The organism is Pseudomonadota bacterium (genome assembly GCA_039024915.1).
Classification (GTDB): Bacteria; Pseudomonadota; Alphaproteobacteria; order Rhizobiales; family MH13; genus MH13.
Genome location: JBCCPK010000002.1, coordinates 245,288 through 260,465, shown reverse-complemented (window position 1 = coordinate 260,465; position 15,178 = coordinate 245,288). Strand labels below are relative to the sequence as shown.

Below are 15,178 nucleotides of genomic sequence, written 5' to 3'. Positions count from 1 at the left end.
CACAGCAGACACAGGGTTCAGGACGATGTTCGTTTCTAGTCTTGTTCCAGCCGCTTAGATCGTTGCATGCGCCTCAGCGATGAGGTCCTGCGTCATCACGTCATCGACCGTTAATTCCGCCGCCGCTTCGTTACCGCCGGCCACATTAAAGGCGAGCCCGGCTTCAAATGGAGCAGGATTGATCCACAAGAGACCATTATCCGCTGCGTCACCCACAGGCAGGAAGTCCGCCATCATCAGGCTCTCGGCGGTCTGCGCTTCGAGATCGAGGCCTCGCTGCCCATATTTCTCGACCATGAGGCGAGCCATCTCTTCGGGGTTGTCTAGGTGCCATTGCCAGCCGCGAATTTCGGCGCGCAGCCACCTGACGAGCATGTCACGCTTGGTATCGATGGTTTCATCAGTGGCGATGAGAACGCCAGCGTAACCCGGCACACCTAGATCATTCATGTAAGCAATTTCGATGTCCACGCCGCGCGTCTGCAACATGACACCTTGGTTGGTCGCCCAGCCGTAATATCCATCGACTTGGCCAGCAGCGAGCATGCCTGGATCGGTTCCGACGGGTACATAATTCACGTCTCCTGGATCAAAGCCGCCGGAAGTCAAAAGGGCGTTGAGCTGCGGCCGGAGGCCATCGGGCAAAGCGATGGTCTTGCCCGGCATGTCACCTAACCCCGAGATCGGGCTTTCGGATAAGCTCATAATCGCGCCCGGTGCTTTCTGCATGATCGCACCGAAGGCTTTCACGGGCATGTCGTTCAGGCGCGCACGGATCGTTCCATCCACATCCGTGTCCGACGTCGTCGCTTGTCCGGTTGCGACCGCGACGTCTGTGCCAATGCCCGTCGGTCCGCCGGTAACGAACTCTGCCTCGATACCTTCTTCTTCGAAATAGCCCTGTTCAATTGCCGCGAAGTGCCCCCCAAATTGGATCGACTTCACCCAGCCCAGTTGGTGGGTTACTTGATCCATGGCGAGGGCGGGGCCCGTTCCTAACCCAACAAGGCCGCCCGGTACGATTGCGGCGCTAACCGCAGCGCTGGTGCCTTTGAGGAAACTACGACGGTTGAGATGGGGTGCCGCTAGCTCCTCGTCAGAACTGTTCTTATGTCCATTGTTAGTCGGATTTTTCGCCATCTTCATCGCTCTCTTCGTATTGTCGTTGGGGGTATGCGGGGTGGCAGCTCGCCAACGTTTAGTCAGCCTTGTTGCGCAAATTAGCAGCGCATGGGGATCGTGGCATGCAAAAATTGTATACAGTTAGCGCACACTTTGCCTAGAAATTAGCACGCACTAACGCATCGGCGCGTGTATAGATTTGTTGCTCGGAACACCCACCACTTGGAATCGACCGGGCTTCCATGGTTGCTCGATCACACCTCATGACGCCGCCCCAAAGCCTCCCGCGCACTCACCTGCTTGCTAATGGGATCACTCAAAGCGTGGTTCATAATGACGAACCTGACGGTGTGCCCGTCGTTCTTATTCACGGTTTGGGGTGGGATGCCGAGCGCTTATGGCTGCCAACAATCGAAGAGTTTGGGCCTGGGTCATGGCGCTTCTTGGCGCCTGACATGCGCGGCGTCGGCCAGAGCAGCAAACTCGATCGGCCATACACCATCTCCGCGTATGCCGATGACATTGAAACGGTGATCGAAGCGCTCAAAGTGGACAAGTGTGTGCTCGTTGGTTTCTCCATGGGTGGGATGGTCGCCACCCAGCTTGCAGGCCGGTTGGGGGAGCGTGCGCTGGGCATGGCTCTTTGCTGCGCGGGTCTGGCCTCCACGCCGGAGTCGGAAGCAGAGGTCGATGCCATGCTCGCGCGCGCTAGTCAGTTGGGCGCTCAGGCGTTTGCCTCGGAGCAGGCAGCGGCTATCTGGCATCCAGAATGGGCGGCGGCTAATCCCGGTGCTGTCAGTGACTTCAAGGATTGGCGTGCGGCGATGGATCAACAAGCGTTGTTTAACGCCTTCCGTGCCCCCGCTGGTTGCGATCTCACTGGAACGTTTGCGGGACTTAAGTGCCCGATCGCAACGGTCTTTGCAGCCGACGATGCCTTTATTAGCCTTGAGGATGCGCGTGCAACCGCCGCTGTGAACCCCAGGGCCAGCTTCACCGTCATCTCGCCAAGCGGCCACATGGCCCCCATTGAGCAGCCTGCGCAGTTCAACGCTGCACTCCGCGACTTTCTTAACCGATGCGCGCCAGCCGAAAGTGCCGCCTAATGGGTGTCGGACTGGTGACTGGCTCGGAGCCGTTTGCAAAATTGCCGGACAATCCCGCGATGACGGTATTGCCCTATCTCGATGGAAAGCGCTTTGGCGATATTGAGGTGAAGGCAGTCGCGACGCCGGTGAGCTTGAAAGGCTTGCCAACGTTCCTGCCCGAACTCATCGAAGAGTATCGGCCGGATTTTATGGTGTCGCTGGGGCTTGCATTGGGCGCGCCCGCTTTCCGCGTTGAGACCATTGGGACCAACATGCTTAGCTTCGGCGTGCCAGATAATGAAGGTGAGCGTCCCTTAGGAGGCGCACCGCTGGAAAGAAATGGCCCTGCCGCGCGACGTGCCACATGGGATCACGCTGCCATTGTCAACGCTTTACTGCATGCCGACCTGCCCGCTGTAACGTCCTTCTCGGCTGGCACGCATATGTGCAATGCCACTTTGTACACCGCGCTTGGCACGATGGAAAAACTTGGATTGCCCGGACCGTGCGGCTTTTTCCATTTGCCATATCTACCCTCGCAGGTCGCAAGGTTTTTGCGGGAAGCGCCGGCAGAGGGTGACCGGGCACCGGTGACCGATCGCGTCCTGGCGTCAATGAGCTTGGACGACCAACTGCGGGGACTCACAATCATGCTTGAGACGGTAGCTGCGCAAGTTGGCGGCTCACCGGCAGACAAATAAACCACAAGGAGAGCGAACGATGAATGAGCAATCAACGCCAGAGGTTTATGCCAAAGCCTCAGAGGTTGGGATCGACGCAATTCCGGTGATCGATGTTGGCAAGTTGCGGGGAGGAACGCTTGCCGAACGGCTTGTTGTTGCCCGCAAGATCGCAGCAGCATGTGAGACAGTTGGTTTCTTCTACATCATCAACCACGGTGTGCCGCAGGGTTTGATTGATGATGCATTTGGGCAGAACAAAGCGTTTTTCGATCAGAGTTTTGAAGATCGCATGCAGTCGGCGGCAACACTCGACCACTGGCGTGGCTATGTGCCATCGAAGCTCGAAGGGGAAGGCGGTGCCGTTGGCGGCGCAATCGAGACGTTTCGGTTCATGCTCGACCTACCGTGGGACGACCCTGATGTGAAAATTGGTAAGCCGATGCACATGCCCAACCGGTATGCCGACCACCTTCCAGGTTTCCGCGAGACGTCAACGGCTTACATCAAGGCTATGCACGAGCTATCAGCCGATTTACGACGCGCTTTCGCGTTGGGTCTGGGGTTGGCTGAGGAGTGGTTCGATCCTTTCTATAACCGCCCGCTGTTTCAACAGAGTTTCCTGCACTATCGACCGCCCGCTTCGCAACGCGAAGAAGATTTCGAAATTGGTGCAGGCGAGCATCGTGACACTGGTGCTTTCACGCTCTTGATGCAGGATGAAACGGGCGGCTTGGAAGTCGGCCACCTGGAGCATGAGTGGATTTCCGCAACACCGATCAAAGGCTCGTTCGTCGTGAACATTGGCGACATGATGATGCGTTGGACCAATGGCCGCTTCGTCTCAACGCTGCATCGTGTGGTCAATCGTTCGATGCAACCGCGCTACTCCATGCCCTATTTTGCAAATCCAGATTATGACGCCATCATCGCGCCAATCCCAAGCTTGGTTGTGCCGGGTACAAAAGTTGAATTCGAGCCGCTACATTTCGGCCAGTTCATGTATGATTTCTATAAACAAGGAATGGCCTACCTCAAAAGTGAAGCAGCAGAGTGAAGGCAAGGCCACAGCCCTGCGATGGCACAGTGTATTGACGCTTAATCTCGCCAGAGGGCGTTCTGCTCGTGACGGATTATTGTGCCTGCCAGGGTGTCGAATTCGCGGACTATGAACTTTCTAAATCTCTGAACCGTTGGTCCGAGTGCCGCGTCTTTTTTGTACAGAACACCCAAGTCTCGCTCCGGGTGGCCGATCTTGATCGAAAGAGCGGCTAGAGCCTTCTGCCGACGCAGCGTGAAAACCACGGAGTAGGGGAGAACGGTGAGTGCATCAGAACGCTCGAGAATGTTGACGATCGAGGTGAGAGACCCGCCGGAGAAGCTGACCCGGAAGTCTCGCATACCAATACTGCTCAAAACGCTCCTAAGATCCTCATACAGAGGGCTGTTCGTGGGCGGTGCAATCCAGGGGTAAGGGGCAATATCTGAAAGCGTCACCGAACTGCGGTTTGCAACTGGATGTGCCGCGCCGCATGCTATGACGTTGCGCCCAGGCAGAATGCTCGTAAACGTGAATTCGCCCGTAATCGCCTGAGGCTTCATGGGACAGATAGCGAGGTCAAGGCTACCCGTCTTGAGCCGCTCCATAAGCTCGTGTGCGTAGTCATACGATTGCTCAATGCGCACATCCGGCTGGGCCGTCTGGAAGTCAGCAATCATTCCCGAAATCACCCCGTCCATGAAGATGGGTGTCCCGCCCACGCGGACGATACCTGAGCGACCGTCCAGGTAGCGGCGGACGGTATCTGATGCACTTTGGCTAGCAGCCAGAACTTTTCGCCCTTCGATCGCGAGCGTCAGGCAGAGCTCTGTCGGTTGCAGTGGGCGCTTGTGCTTTTCAAACAACGGGCTGCCAACGCGAGCCTCGAGTTGAGCAAGGGTTCTCGAAATGCTCGGTTGGGATTTCCCAAGAGCGTCAGCCCCTTCCGTAAGGCCACCACGGTCAACGATAGCGGCCAGTATTTCGAGGTGTCGCGGGTCAAACTTCATAACATGGAGTTATATTAAGCGCATTTAATTCGATCAAGACCACAAAAATTGCGTGCTAGCGTTTCGCCAATCAAGGAAAAGACGCCCTCGAAAGGCGCGTTCCGGAGGTAACGTGACGCATTTCCAGCCATCATTCGAAGCTCAAAACACGGCGGTTCGTGTGCGCTTTGGAGCCGGCGTGCGTGCCGAGATCGAAGCGGAAATTGACCGGCTTGGTTGCTCCCGTGCCTTGGTCCTTTCGACGCCGCCGCAGGCAGATGGCGCCCTGGATATGGCGGCAAAGCTCAATGGAAAGGCCGCGGGGGTCTACACGAAAGCGACAATGCACACGCCCGTGGACGTGACAGCTGATGCGATCGCGCATGCCAAGAGCGTTGAAGCGGATTGTGTGGTTGCTCTCGGCGGTGGGTCGACCACGGGCCTTGGCAAGGCCATCGCATACCAGACGGACCTTCCGCAGATCGTGATCCCAACCACCTATGCAGGCTCTGAAGCCACTGCGATCCTTGGCCAGACCGAGAACGGGGTGAAGACCACCGTGACGGACCCGAAAATCCAGCCGGAGGTCATTCTTTACGACGCCGAATTGGTCGCGACACTGCCCGTCCCTATGACGGTTACCAGCGCGCTTAACGCAATGGCGCATGCTGCTGAGGCGCTTTACGCGGTTAACCGCAATCCAGTATCGACCATGCTGGCCATCGAAGGTCTGGCGGCGTTCCAGCGTGCCTTGCCGGCGGTGATTGATAAGCCGGGCGATTTGCATGCGCGCGGTGAAACCCTTTACGGCGCCTGGCTGTGCGGGTCCGTCCTTGGTCAGGTCGGCATGGCGCTGCATCATAAGCTTTGCCACACGTTGGGCGGCTCGTTCGATCTGCCGCACGCTGAGACCCACGCGATCGTCTTGCCACACGCCATTGCCTATAACGGTGTGGCCGCCAGCGATGAACTGCAACCCATCTGCGATCTATTTGGCGGTAATGAACCCGGCGCATCGCTTCACGCATTCGCCGGTTCGGTGGGCGCGCCCCTGGCACTCAGAGAGTTGGGCTTGAAAGAGTCCGACCTCGAACGCGCGGCGGACCTGGCGGTCAGCAAGCCCTATCCGAATCCACGGCCGGTTGAACGGCAAGCTATTCTCACGCTGCTTCAGGCGGCATGGGCTGGCGACGAACCAACATCATAAGAACAGCAACGATCATCTCGGGAGGATGACATGATTTCACGTCGTACACTTTTGAAAGGAACCGCCGCAGCCGCCGCAGTTAGTGCGTTCCCGATGCCCGCCATCGCGCAGGGCGCCCGCATCAAGCTTGGCTATGTGAGCCCGCAATCGGGTCCGCTTGCCGCGTTCGCGGAGGCCGACAATTTTATCCTCTCCAACTTCGCGCAGGCCGCTGTCGCCGAGAATTTCGAGGTTATCGTCAAGGATAGTCAGTCTAATCCAAATCGGGCTGCCGAAGTCGCTCAAGAGCTGATCATCGACGATGAAGTTGATCTCCTCCTCGTCGCCTCAACGCCCGAGACGACCAACCCTGTCGCAACCACCGCCGAGCTAGAAGGTGTCCCCGTGATCTCGACCGTGGCGCCCTGGCAGCCGTGGTTCATCGGACAGCAGGGCAATCCCGGCGACCCATCAAGCTGGCAGCCGTTCGACTACGCTTTCCACTTTTTCTGGGGCCTTGAAGACATCATCTCGGTCTTTACCGCCATGTGGGCGCAGCTTTCGACCAACCAGTCTGTTGGTGCACTGTACCCCAACGACGGTGACGGTAACGCGTGGGGCGACCCCAATGTCGGCTTTCCTCCGGTTTTGGCTGAGCAGGGCTACACGCTGACCGATACGGGACGGTATCAAAATCTGACCGATGATTTCACTGCACAGATCAATGCCTTCAAATCTGCTGACGTTGAGATCGTGACCGGCGTGCCGATCCCGCCAGATTTTACGACGTTTTGGACACAGGCTAAGCAGCAGGGCTTCACCCCAAAAGCGGCATCCGTCGGAAAGGCGATCCTGTTTCCGCAAGCGGTCCAAGCTCTGGGTGACACCGGCCACAATCTGTCTTCCGAGGTGTGGTGGTCACCGAGCCATCCATTTGCATCATCCATCAATGGGCTGACGGCAGGCCAAGTCGCCGAGGCTTACACCAGCGAGACAGGTCGGCAGTGGACCCAACCGATCGGCTTCGTCCACGCACTGTTTGAATTGGCGGTCGATGTGATGGCCCGCGTCGAGGATAGCCGCGATGGCGATGAGGTTGCCGACGCCATCGCCGCGTCCAATCTCGACACCGTTGTTGGCCCGATCGCCTTCAACGGAGCGGGCCTGCCTCCGTTCGCCGCGCGCAACATCGCGAAAACACCGCTCGTCGGCGGTCAGTGGCGTCTGAACGAAGGCGGCGGCTACGATCTGGTCATCGTCGACAATACCGACCATCCGTCGATCCCCACTGGTGGGACGATGGAAGAAATCGCCTAGCGGCTAGCTTCCGGGCGCTGATCATTGGTTGGCGCCCGGTCCCACCAAACCTCCCAACCCGCACGGTTTTGGAGCTGGTCATGACCATGCTTGCCTTACAGAACGTGTCAAAGAGCTTTGGAGCCCTGAAGGTGACCGATGATGTCTCGTTCGAGGTTCCAGAAGGCCAGGCGCTGGGCATCATCGGCCCGAACGGTGCGGGCAAATCCACCTTGTTCAACCTGATCACCGGCAATCTGCCCGCCGATCTGGGAACTATCCATTTTGAAGGGCGCGATGTCACACGCGTGCCGGCGATGCAGCGCTGCGTGTCCGGCGTGGGCAGGTCCTTCCAGATCCCGCAGCCGTTCACCCATCTGACGGTCTACGAGAACCTGCTGGTTGCCGCGACCCACGGCCGTCAGCACTCCGAAAGCGAAGTGATGCGGCAGTGCGCGGTTATCCTTGAGCGCACTGAGCTGATCCATCGCGCCAACCAGACGTCCGGTTCGCTATCGCTGCTGGAACGCAAACGGCTTGAGCTCGCGCGGGCGATGGCGACGCACCCGAAGTTGTTGCTCCTGGACGAGATCGCCGGCGGGCTCACCGAAGGCGAGTGCCACGCGCTGGTCGAGACCATCAAGGCCATCCACGCCGAGGGTGTGACCATTATCTGGATCGAGCACGTGCTGCATGCGCTGACCTCGGTTGTCGACCGGCTTCTGGTGCTGGACTTCGGCAAGGTGATCGGCATCGGCGAGCCGGACGCGATCATGGAGTCGAAAGAAGTCAAGGAAATCTATTTGGGGATCGACGTCTGATGGCCCTGCTTTCCACCCACACGCTAACCGCTCACTACGGAGACTTCCAAGCGCTTTTCGGCGTCGACATCGCGCTTGAGGAAGGCGAGACCATCGCGATTATTGGCGCCAATGGCGCGGGCAAGACCACGCTGATGCGCTCGATCTCGGGCGTTCTGACCAACGAGTCCAACATGGTCACGCTCGATGGCGCGCCGATCGGCAACGCATCGGCGGACACGATCATGGCGCAGGGCGTTGCGATGGTGCCCGAGGGGCGGAAGCTCTTCCCGTCCCTGTCGGTCGAAGAGAACCTTCTTATCGGTACCTATGGCCGCAAGACCGCCGGCCATTGGTCGCTGGAAACGATCTACGACCTCTTCCCGATCCTCAAGGAACGCCGGAAGAACCCCGGCACGGCCCTATCAGGCGGTCAACAGCAGATGGTCGCCATCGGCCGCGCCTTGATGAGCAATCCGCGGGTTCTACTGTGCGATGAGATCTCTCTCGGCCTCGCGCCGGTGGTGATCAAGGACATCTATCAGGCGGTGCCGAAGATTAAACAAGCCGGCGCCTCGATGATCGTGGTCGAGCAGGACATCGGGCAGGCCATGAAGGTCGCCGATCGCCTTTACTGCATGATGGAGGGTCGGGTCACGTTAACCGGCACGCCCGCCAGCCTCTCGCGGGACGCGATCCATAATGCCTATTTTGGAGCAGCCGCATGATCTGGGTCGACACCATTGTCCAAGGCATTCTGCTAGGCGGGCTCTATGCCTTGTTCGCTGCCGGTCTGTCGCTCGTTTTCGGAATTATGCGGCTCGTGAACCTCGCCCATGGCGACCTCATCGTCATGGGGGCCTATCTGATCCTGGTCGTTGTCTCGCTAACTGGCCTGTCCCCTTTTATCGCGGCTGCCATAGCCATGCCTTTGATGTTTGCGCTGGGGTATGGCCTGCAGAAGGTGATGCTCAACCGCGTGCTCGGCGATGACATTCTCCCGCCGCTGCTTGTGACCTTTGGCCTGTCGGTCGTCTTGCAAAACGCGATGCTGGAAGGCTTCTCCGCTGACAGCCAACGGCTTCCGACCGGAGCGATTTCCACCGCATCGGTCGAACTGGGATCGATCAACCTAGGCGTCCTGCCGCTGCTGACCTTTGGGTCCGCTGTTTTGGTGATCGTTGTGCTGAACCAGATTTTCTACCGCACTGAGCTGGGCCGGGCTTTTCGTGCCACGTCCGACGACGCGATCACGGCCAGCCTGATGGGCATCAAGCCCGCGAACATCTTCGCCATGGCAACGGGCATCGCGCTCATCATTGTGACCATCGCCGCACTCTATCTCGGCATGCGGGCGAACTTCGATCCGAACATCGGGCCGGCGCGCCTGATCTATGCCTTCGAGGCCGTGATCATCGGAGGTCTTGGTTCTCTCTGGGGCACGTTGCTGGGCGGGATCATCATCGGGGTCGCGCAAACCGTTGGCGCCGCCATCAACCCCGAGTGGCAGATACTCGCCGGCCATGTCGCCTTTCTCATCGTTCTTCTAATCCGTCCGCGCGGGCTGTTCCCGCGGGTCGTGGACTAAGGACGCGCACATGACCGATCAAGCCGTTCCTTACGCCGTCCACACAGGCACAGCGGTTTCCCGTATCGCGGGGCTTTCGGCCCTGATCCTGATCCTCGTACTGGTGGCGCTGCCAGCCTTTGCGTCACGCAGCCTAATCCAGGACCTGTTCTTTATCCTGACCATGCTGGTGCTGGCTCAGTTCTGGAACCTGCTCGCGGGCTATGGCGGCCTGGTCTCGATCGGCCAGCAGGCCTTTGTCGGTATCGGTGCCTACGCCATGTTCGGTGTCGTGATCCTTGCTGGTCTCGATCCGGTGCCGGCCATTTTACTGGGCGGCGTGGTCGCGGTGCTTCTCGCTATCCCGACCGCGTTCTTCGCCTTCCGCCTGCAAGGCGCGTATTTCGCTATCGGTACCTGGGTGATCGCCGAAGTCGTCCGATTGCTCACGTCGCAATGGAAGGCCGTGGGCGGTGGCACTGGCACCTCGCTGCCCCGCGATGCCACACGCGATCTGTGGATGAGCGAGACGATCGAAACGGTCTTTGGGGTCCGCAACTCCGCCGCACGGGACATCCTGTCCTACTGGCTGGCCGTCATTCTGGCAGTCGCGACCATCGGCGGCATCTACTGGCTCTTGCGCACCAAGCGCGGGCTCGCGCTGGCGGCGGTGCGCGACAACATCGAAGCGGCGAAGTCAGTTGGCGTCGATGCTGTGCGCATGAAGTGGACCGTCTTCCTTGTTTCCGCCTTTGGCACCGGCCTGACGGGCGCGCTGATTTACCTGCAGAAGGCGCGCATCTCACCGGACGCCGCGTTCTCCGTGACGGACTGGACGGCCTTCGTCCTGTTCATCGTCGTTATCGGTGGCATAGGCACCATCGAAGGGCCGATCATAGGTGTGATTGTCTTTTTCGTGCTGCAGTCGCTGCTGGCGGACTACGGCACCTGGTACCTCATGCTGCTTGGCGTCATCGGCATCATCATCATGCTGTTCGCCCCCAAGGGCCTGTGGGGCCTTATCTCATCACGCACTGGCATCGAACTGTTCCCCGTGCGCCGTCGCCTGACCGGCGGCATGCTCGCTTCTTCCAAACCAATCAAAAACACAACCGAGGAAACCTCCAATGGCTGACATCACAACCGACGTCCTGATCATCGGCACGGGTCCTGCCGGCTCGTCCATGGCCGCGCTTCTGTCGACCTACGGCGTCGCGAACATAGCCGTGAATCGCTACCGTTGGCTCGCCAATACGCCGCGCGCGCACATCACAAACCAGCGCACAATGGAGGTCCTGCGGGACTTGGGCAAAGACGTCGAGGACGAGGCTTACATGTTCGCTGCGCATCAGGAACTGATGGGCGAAAACGTGTTTTGCGAGAGCCTTGCTGGCGAAGAAATCGGTCGCATGAAAAGCTGGGGCAATCACCCCATGTCGAAGGCTGAACATCTGCTGGCTTCGCCCACAATGATGAACGATCTGCCGCAGACCTTTATGGAGCCGCTTCTGTTCAAGACCGCCTGCTCACGCGGTACGCAGGCACGCCTGTCGACCGAATACCTGCGCCACGAACAGGACGCCGACGGTGTGACCACCACCTGCCTTGATCGGTTGTCAGGCAAGGAGTTTCAAATCCGCTCGCGCTACCTGATCGGTGCCGATGGTGGCAACTCGAAGGTTGCCGAGCTCGAAAACCTGCCGTTTGAAGGGCAGATGGGCGTGGGCGGTTCCATGAACATTATTTTCAAAGCCGACCTTTCTAAGTACGTCGCTCATCGTCCGTCAGTCCTTTATTGGGTCGTTCAACCAGGCGCTGATGTTGGTGGCATCGGTATGGGCCTCGTCCGCATGGTTCGCCCTTGGGATGAGTGGTTGATCGTGTGGGGTTACGACATCAACCAACCGGCGCCAGAGGTGACGGATGCGTTTGCGACCAAGGTTGTCCGGGACCTGGTAGGTGACCAGACGATCGAACCAAAGATCACGTCTGTTTCGACCTGGACCGTCAACAATATGTACGCGACGAACATGCAGGCGGGCCGCGTGTTCATTATGGGCGACGCCGCGCACCGGCACCCGCCCTCGAATGGGCTCGGCTCCAACACGTCGATCCAGGATAGCTTCAACCTCGCGTGGAAGATGGCGGCCGTGGTCAAAGGCGAGGCTGGCGATAGCCTGCTTGATACCTACACCGAAGAACGAGCGCCGGTCGCAAAGCAGATCGTTACCCGCGCCAACCAGTCTATCGGCGAATTCGGTCCGATCTTCGAAGCGCTGGGCCTAACTGAGTCTACTGACCCGGAGGTCATGCAAGCCAATATGGTCGCCCGCTGCGATGCGAATCAGGAAGCTGAAAAACAACGCGCGGCGATCCGCGATGCCATAGCCTTCAAGAAGTACGAGTTCGACGCCCACGGCGTTGAGATGAACCAGCGCTACAAGTCGTCCGCCGTCGTCACCGATGGCCAGATGGAGCCGGCATTCGAGCTGGACGCGGAACTCCATTATCAGCCCACGACCTGGCCGGGTGCGCGTATTCCTCATGCCTGGGTCTACGATCATGAAGGTGGAAAACACTCGACGCTTGATCTGGTCGGCCAAGGCCGTTTCACAATTCTCACCGGTATCAATGGCGAGCCCTGGGCTGCGGCTGCGCAGGCTGTCGGCAAAGCCATGGGCATCGATGTTGTTACCCATGTGATCGGGCCGCGCCGCGCGTTGATAGACCATCATGGCGAGTGGGCGAGGGCCCGCGAAGTGAATGAGGCCGGTTGCGTTCTGGTTCGACCAGACCAACACGTTGCTTGGCGCGCGGAAGACATGGCCGAGGACCCACAGGCTGAACTGACGCGAGTGTTAGCGACGCTTCTACACCGCGATGTCGACGCGGTGCGGGAGGCGGCCCAATGAGTAGCGCCGTCAAATCCCAACTAAGCAATGCAGATATAGCTGATACGATTGATTACTTCACCGAAGACCATTCGGTTGACGCCGTTAACGCACGCATGAGCCCTGACGCCGATGAACGGCTGGCAACGGTCATCGCCTCGCTCGTCAAGCACCTGCATGGCTTCGTCAAGGATGTTGAGTTGACACAGGACGAGTGGGGCATCGCGATCGATTTCCTGACGAAAACCGGGCACATGTGCGACGAAAACCGGCAAGAGTTCATTCTCCTGTCCGATACCTTGGGCGTCTCCATGCTTGTCGATGCGATCAACAATCGACGCCCGTCGGGCGCAACCGAAAACACGGTTCTCGGGCCCTTTCACCTCGATGATGCACCCAATTATCCCATGGGTGCCAACATCTCCCTCGACGGCAAGGGCGAAAGCTGCCTGTTTCACGGTCAAGTTGTTGATCGCCAAGGCCAGCCCATCGAGGGCGCGAAGATTGATGTTTGGAGCGACAATGCCGACGGCTTTTACGACGTCCAGCAGCCAGACGTTCAGCCTCCCTTCAACAATCGCGGCGTGTTCACCACCAGCGCCAGTGGGGACTACCACTTTATCGGGGTCCGTCCGGTATCCTATCCTATCCCCGATGATGGCCCGGTGGGTAAGTTGCTCGCCGCGCTCGGTCGCCATCCAAACCGGCCCGCACACATGCACTTCCTTGTCACAGCACCTGGCTATGAGCAGATCATCACCCACACCTTTGTTGCTGGAGATAGATGGTTGACGTCAGACGCGGTGTTTGGCGTCAAGGCCTCGCTGATCGCAAGCATGGAGACCGGTGAGCCCGGTGGGCCCCAATGGAAATCACAGTTCGATTTCGTCATGACGGAAGCGAGTTGAACGATGGCTCATCCATGCATCATCTGCGTGGCAATCACCGGCTCGCTGCCCACAAAGGCGAACAACCCCGCGGTGCCTATTACGGTGTCCGAACAGGTGGAGTCGACGCACGAAGCCTTCGAAGCCGGCGCCAGTATCGTCCACGCTCATGTTCGCAACGATGACCAGACGCCATCGTCGGACCCTGAAAGGTTTGCGCGTCTGAAAGAAGGCCTCGAAACGCACTGCCCGGGAATGATCATTCAGTTTTCGACCGGCGGGCGTTCAGGTGCAGGCAAGGAGCGTGGAGGCATGCTTCCTTTGAAGCCAGATATGGCCTCGTTATCAGTGGGCTCGAACAATTTCCCGACGCGCGTTTATGAAAACCCACCCGATCTGGTGAATTGGCTCGCTTCAGAGATGCGGGAATATGGCGTGAAACCAGAGATTGAAGCTTTTGACCTGTCCCACATTATCCAAGCCGTCCGGCTGTGGAGAGACGGCGCGATCGAGGGCACGCCTTACATCCAGTTTGTCATGGGTGTGAAAAACGCCATGCCTGCGGATAAGCATGTGTTCGACTTCTACGTCGAGACCGTCGAGCGCCTCGTACCCGGCGCTCCCTGGTGTGCCGCCGGCATCGGTCCCAACCAGATCGTTGTGAATGAGTGGTCCATCGCGGCGGGCGGCCACGCTCGTACGGGTCTTGAAGACAATGTTCGCTTCGATCGCGAGACCCTTGCGCCGTCCAACGCTGCGCTCGTCGGGCGCACCGCGCAGGTCTGCGAGAAGAATGAAAGACCGGTCGCAACCTGGCAGCAGGCTCGGGAAATCCTTGGAATACCGCTGAACTGAGCCGCATCGCGGATCAGCGGAGCGGTGAGGTCACTGCGATAACCTACGCGGCAGCGCTTCGCTTGCTGCGTTCGAGGCGGCCGGTGAAGCCGGCTTGTCGGGGGAGTTCTGTGTTCAGCTCGTTTCATTGGCGAAAAGGGCGCTACGATCCAACTTTAGCCTTCGCTGCATACGATCGGGTAGACCTCGGTCTGTTCCACGATCAGGACGCCAGCTTCCGCAACCTGCTTGTCGCCTTCTCCACGTGCCGTTCGAATCGAGACCAGGACTTGCTGGACGTTTGGGTCGGTGAAGTCGGCACGTCTTCCGGTCGCGTCACCGAAAGCCTGACCGACAATGATTTCTATTTCGTCACCCGAGGGAGTGAGGGCGTAGTTACCGGTTGGTGTGCTTATACGCCCGTTAACGATCGCTAGAACGGGAAGGCTGCCAAGAGTGAGGAGTACTTCGACATCGCTTCCATCAGCGCCGGTACAAACCAAAGAGCTGGTTGCGAGAGAGGGTGATGGCAGGCTTAGTACGGCCGTAAGTGCGAGTGCAGACACGTGACGCTTTTTCATCGCTTTTGGCCTTTCTCCAAGTGCCGCGAAGGAACAATACAGGATGGTGGTTAGTCGGGCAATTGTAGGACCCCAAGGTGCGCACAGCTCAAATGAGACAACGATATGGCTCTCTGTTTTTGACCGCTGGTGTCGCGCGTCATTGGGCCGAGGCAACGCAAGTAGCCCCTTACATTTGTCAAAAGACTTAGATGGTCTGAACTGTCAGCTTTGCATGA

The 15,178-nt window shown here is 58.8% G+C and carries 15 protein-coding genes; 12 read left to right on the top strand and 3 right to left on the bottom strand.

The features are described 5' to 3' along the window. Window positions 1–54: 54 nt before the first annotated feature. The gene (locus AAF739_04535; GenBank protein ID MEM6381920.1) at window positions 55–1,140 is read right to left on the bottom strand and encodes an ABC transporter substrate-binding protein; all 1,086 of its coding nucleotides are present in this window, start codon (window positions 1,138–1,140) and stop codon (window positions 55–57) included. 305 nt (window positions 1,141–1,445) lie between these two features. Here AAF739_04535 and AAF739_04530 point away from each other — a divergent pair, with 305 nt between their 5' ends. The 3 genes from AAF739_04530 to AAF739_04520 are packed head-to-tail and all read left to right on the top strand — an operon-like array spanning window position 1,446 to window position 3,947. Continuing rightward, a complete protein-coding gene (locus tag AAF739_04530) occupies window positions 1,446–2,228 on the top strand; it encodes an alpha/beta hydrolase (protein MEM6381919.1) in 783 nt (260 codons plus the stop codon). Next, complete coding sequence (locus AAF739_04525) at window positions 2,228–2,911, top strand: pyroglutamyl-peptidase I (GenBank protein ID MEM6381918.1); 684 nt, start codon at window positions 2,228–2,230, stop codon at window positions 2,909–2,911. The genes AAF739_04530 and AAF739_04525 overlap by 1 nt, the downstream gene beginning before the upstream one ends. Window positions 2,912–2,930: 19 nt before the next feature. After that, entirely contained in the window at window positions 2,931–3,947 is a 1,017-nt protein-coding gene (locus AAF739_04520; protein MEM6381917.1) for a 2-oxoglutarate and iron-dependent oxygenase domain-containing protein, read from the top strand. 41 nt (window positions 3,948–3,988) lie between these two features. Here AAF739_04520 and AAF739_04515 read toward each other — a convergent pair whose 3' ends face one another. Further along, window positions 3,989–4,939: a LysR family transcriptional regulator gene (locus AAF739_04515; GenBank protein ID MEM6381916.1), complete on the bottom strand. Its 951-nt coding sequence runs from the start codon at window positions 4,937–4,939 to the stop codon at window positions 3,989–3,991. A gap of 112 nt (window positions 4,940–5,051) precedes the next feature. Between AAF739_04515 and AAF739_04510 the strand changes: the two genes are divergently transcribed. From AAF739_04510 to AAF739_04470, 9 genes are all read left to right on the top strand, one after another. Next, window positions 5,052–6,125: a maleylacetate reductase gene (locus tag AAF739_04510; GenBank protein MEM6381915.1), complete on the top strand. Its 1,074-nt coding sequence runs from the start codon at window positions 5,052–5,054 to the stop codon at window positions 6,123–6,125. A 30-nt stretch (window positions 6,126–6,155) separates the two neighbouring features. Continuing rightward, window positions 6,156–7,421 carry an ABC transporter substrate-binding protein gene (locus tag AAF739_04505; protein ID MEM6381914.1) on the top strand — a complete coding sequence of 422 codons (1,266 nt, stop codon included), beginning with the start codon at window positions 6,156–6,158 and terminating at the stop codon, window positions 7,419–7,421. Window positions 7,422–7,501: 80 nt separating this feature from the next. Continuing rightward, entirely contained in the window at window positions 7,502–8,221 is a 720-nt protein-coding gene (locus AAF739_04500; protein MEM6381913.1) for an ABC transporter ATP-binding protein, read from the top strand. Then, complete coding sequence (locus AAF739_04495; GenBank protein ID MEM6381912.1) at window positions 8,221–8,928, top strand: ABC transporter ATP-binding protein; 708 nt, start codon at window positions 8,221–8,223, stop codon at window positions 8,926–8,928. Before AAF739_04500 ends, AAF739_04495 begins: the two co-directional genes overlap by 1 nt. Further along, complete coding sequence (locus AAF739_04490; protein ID MEM6381911.1) at window positions 8,925–9,788, top strand: branched-chain amino acid ABC transporter permease; 864 nt, start codon at window positions 8,925–8,927, stop codon at window positions 9,786–9,788. Before AAF739_04495 ends, AAF739_04490 begins: the two co-directional genes overlap by 4 nt. Before the next feature lie 10 nt (window positions 9,789–9,798). Continuing rightward, window positions 9,799–10,902, top strand: coding sequence for a branched-chain amino acid ABC transporter permease (locus tag AAF739_04485; GenBank protein MEM6381910.1), 1,104 nt, complete (start codon window positions 9,799–9,801; stop codon window positions 10,900–10,902). Continuing rightward, window positions 10,895–12,679: an FAD-dependent monooxygenase gene (locus tag AAF739_04480; GenBank protein MEM6381909.1), complete on the top strand. Its 1,785-nt coding sequence runs from the start codon at window positions 10,895–10,897 to the stop codon at window positions 12,677–12,679. Before AAF739_04485 ends, AAF739_04480 begins: the two co-directional genes overlap by 8 nt. Continuing rightward, window positions 12,676–13,566: an intradiol ring-cleavage dioxygenase gene (locus AAF739_04475; protein MEM6381908.1), complete on the top strand. Its 891-nt coding sequence runs from the start codon at window positions 12,676–12,678 to the stop codon at window positions 13,564–13,566. Before AAF739_04480 ends, AAF739_04475 begins: the two co-directional genes overlap by 4 nt. Window positions 13,567–13,569: 3 nt before the next feature. Next, window positions 13,570–14,400, top strand: a complete 831-nt coding sequence (locus tag AAF739_04470; protein ID MEM6381907.1) for a 3-keto-5-aminohexanoate cleavage protein — start codon at window positions 13,570–13,572, stop codon at window positions 14,398–14,400. 155 nt (window positions 14,401–14,555) lie between these two features. Here the strand turns inward: AAF739_04470 and AAF739_04465 are convergent, their stop codons facing one another. Continuing rightward, a complete protein-coding gene (locus AAF739_04465; protein ID MEM6381906.1) occupies window positions 14,556–14,960 on the bottom strand; it encodes a hypothetical protein in 405 nt (134 codons plus the stop codon). Between the last annotated feature and the right edge of the window lie 218 nt (window positions 14,961–15,178).

Coding starts and splice junctions, on each gene's coding strand:
- AAF739_04535 (MEM6381920.1), bottom strand. CDS start 1,140: ATGGCGAAAAATCCGACTAACAATGGACATAAGAACAGTTCTGACGAG.
- AAF739_04525 (MEM6381918.1), top strand. CDS start 2,228: ATGGGTGTCGGACTGGTGACTGGCTCGGAGCCGTTTGCAAAATTGCCG.
- AAF739_04520 (MEM6381917.1), top strand. CDS start 2,931: ATGAATGAGCAATCAACGCCAGAGGTTTATGCCAAAGCCTCAGAGGTT.
- AAF739_04515 (MEM6381916.1), bottom strand. CDS start 4,939: ATGAAGTTTGACCCGCGACACCTCGAAATACTGGCCGCTATCGTTGAC.
- AAF739_04505 (MEM6381914.1), top strand. CDS start 6,156: ATGATTTCACGTCGTACACTTTTGAAAGGAACCGCCGCAGCCGCCGCA.
- AAF739_04500 (MEM6381913.1), top strand. CDS start 7,502: ATGACCATGCTTGCCTTACAGAACGTGTCAAAGAGCTTTGGAGCCCTG.
- AAF739_04495 (MEM6381912.1), top strand. CDS start 8,221: ATGGCCCTGCTTTCCACCCACACGCTAACCGCTCACTACGGAGACTTC.
- AAF739_04490 (MEM6381911.1), top strand. CDS start 8,925: ATGATCTGGGTCGACACCATTGTCCAAGGCATTCTGCTAGGCGGGCTC.
- AAF739_04485 (MEM6381910.1), top strand. CDS start 9,799: ATGACCGATCAAGCCGTTCCTTACGCCGTCCACACAGGCACAGCGGTT.
- AAF739_04480 (MEM6381909.1), top strand. CDS start 10,895: ATGGCTGACATCACAACCGACGTCCTGATCATCGGCACGGGTCCTGCC.
- AAF739_04475 (MEM6381908.1), top strand. CDS start 12,676: ATGAGTAGCGCCGTCAAATCCCAACTAAGCAATGCAGATATAGCTGAT.
- AAF739_04470 (MEM6381907.1), top strand. CDS start 13,570: ATGGCTCATCCATGCATCATCTGCGTGGCAATCACCGGCTCGCTGCCC.
- AAF739_04465 (MEM6381906.1), bottom strand. CDS start 14,960: ATGAAAAAGCGTCACGTGTCTGCACTCGCACTTACGGCCGTACTAAGC.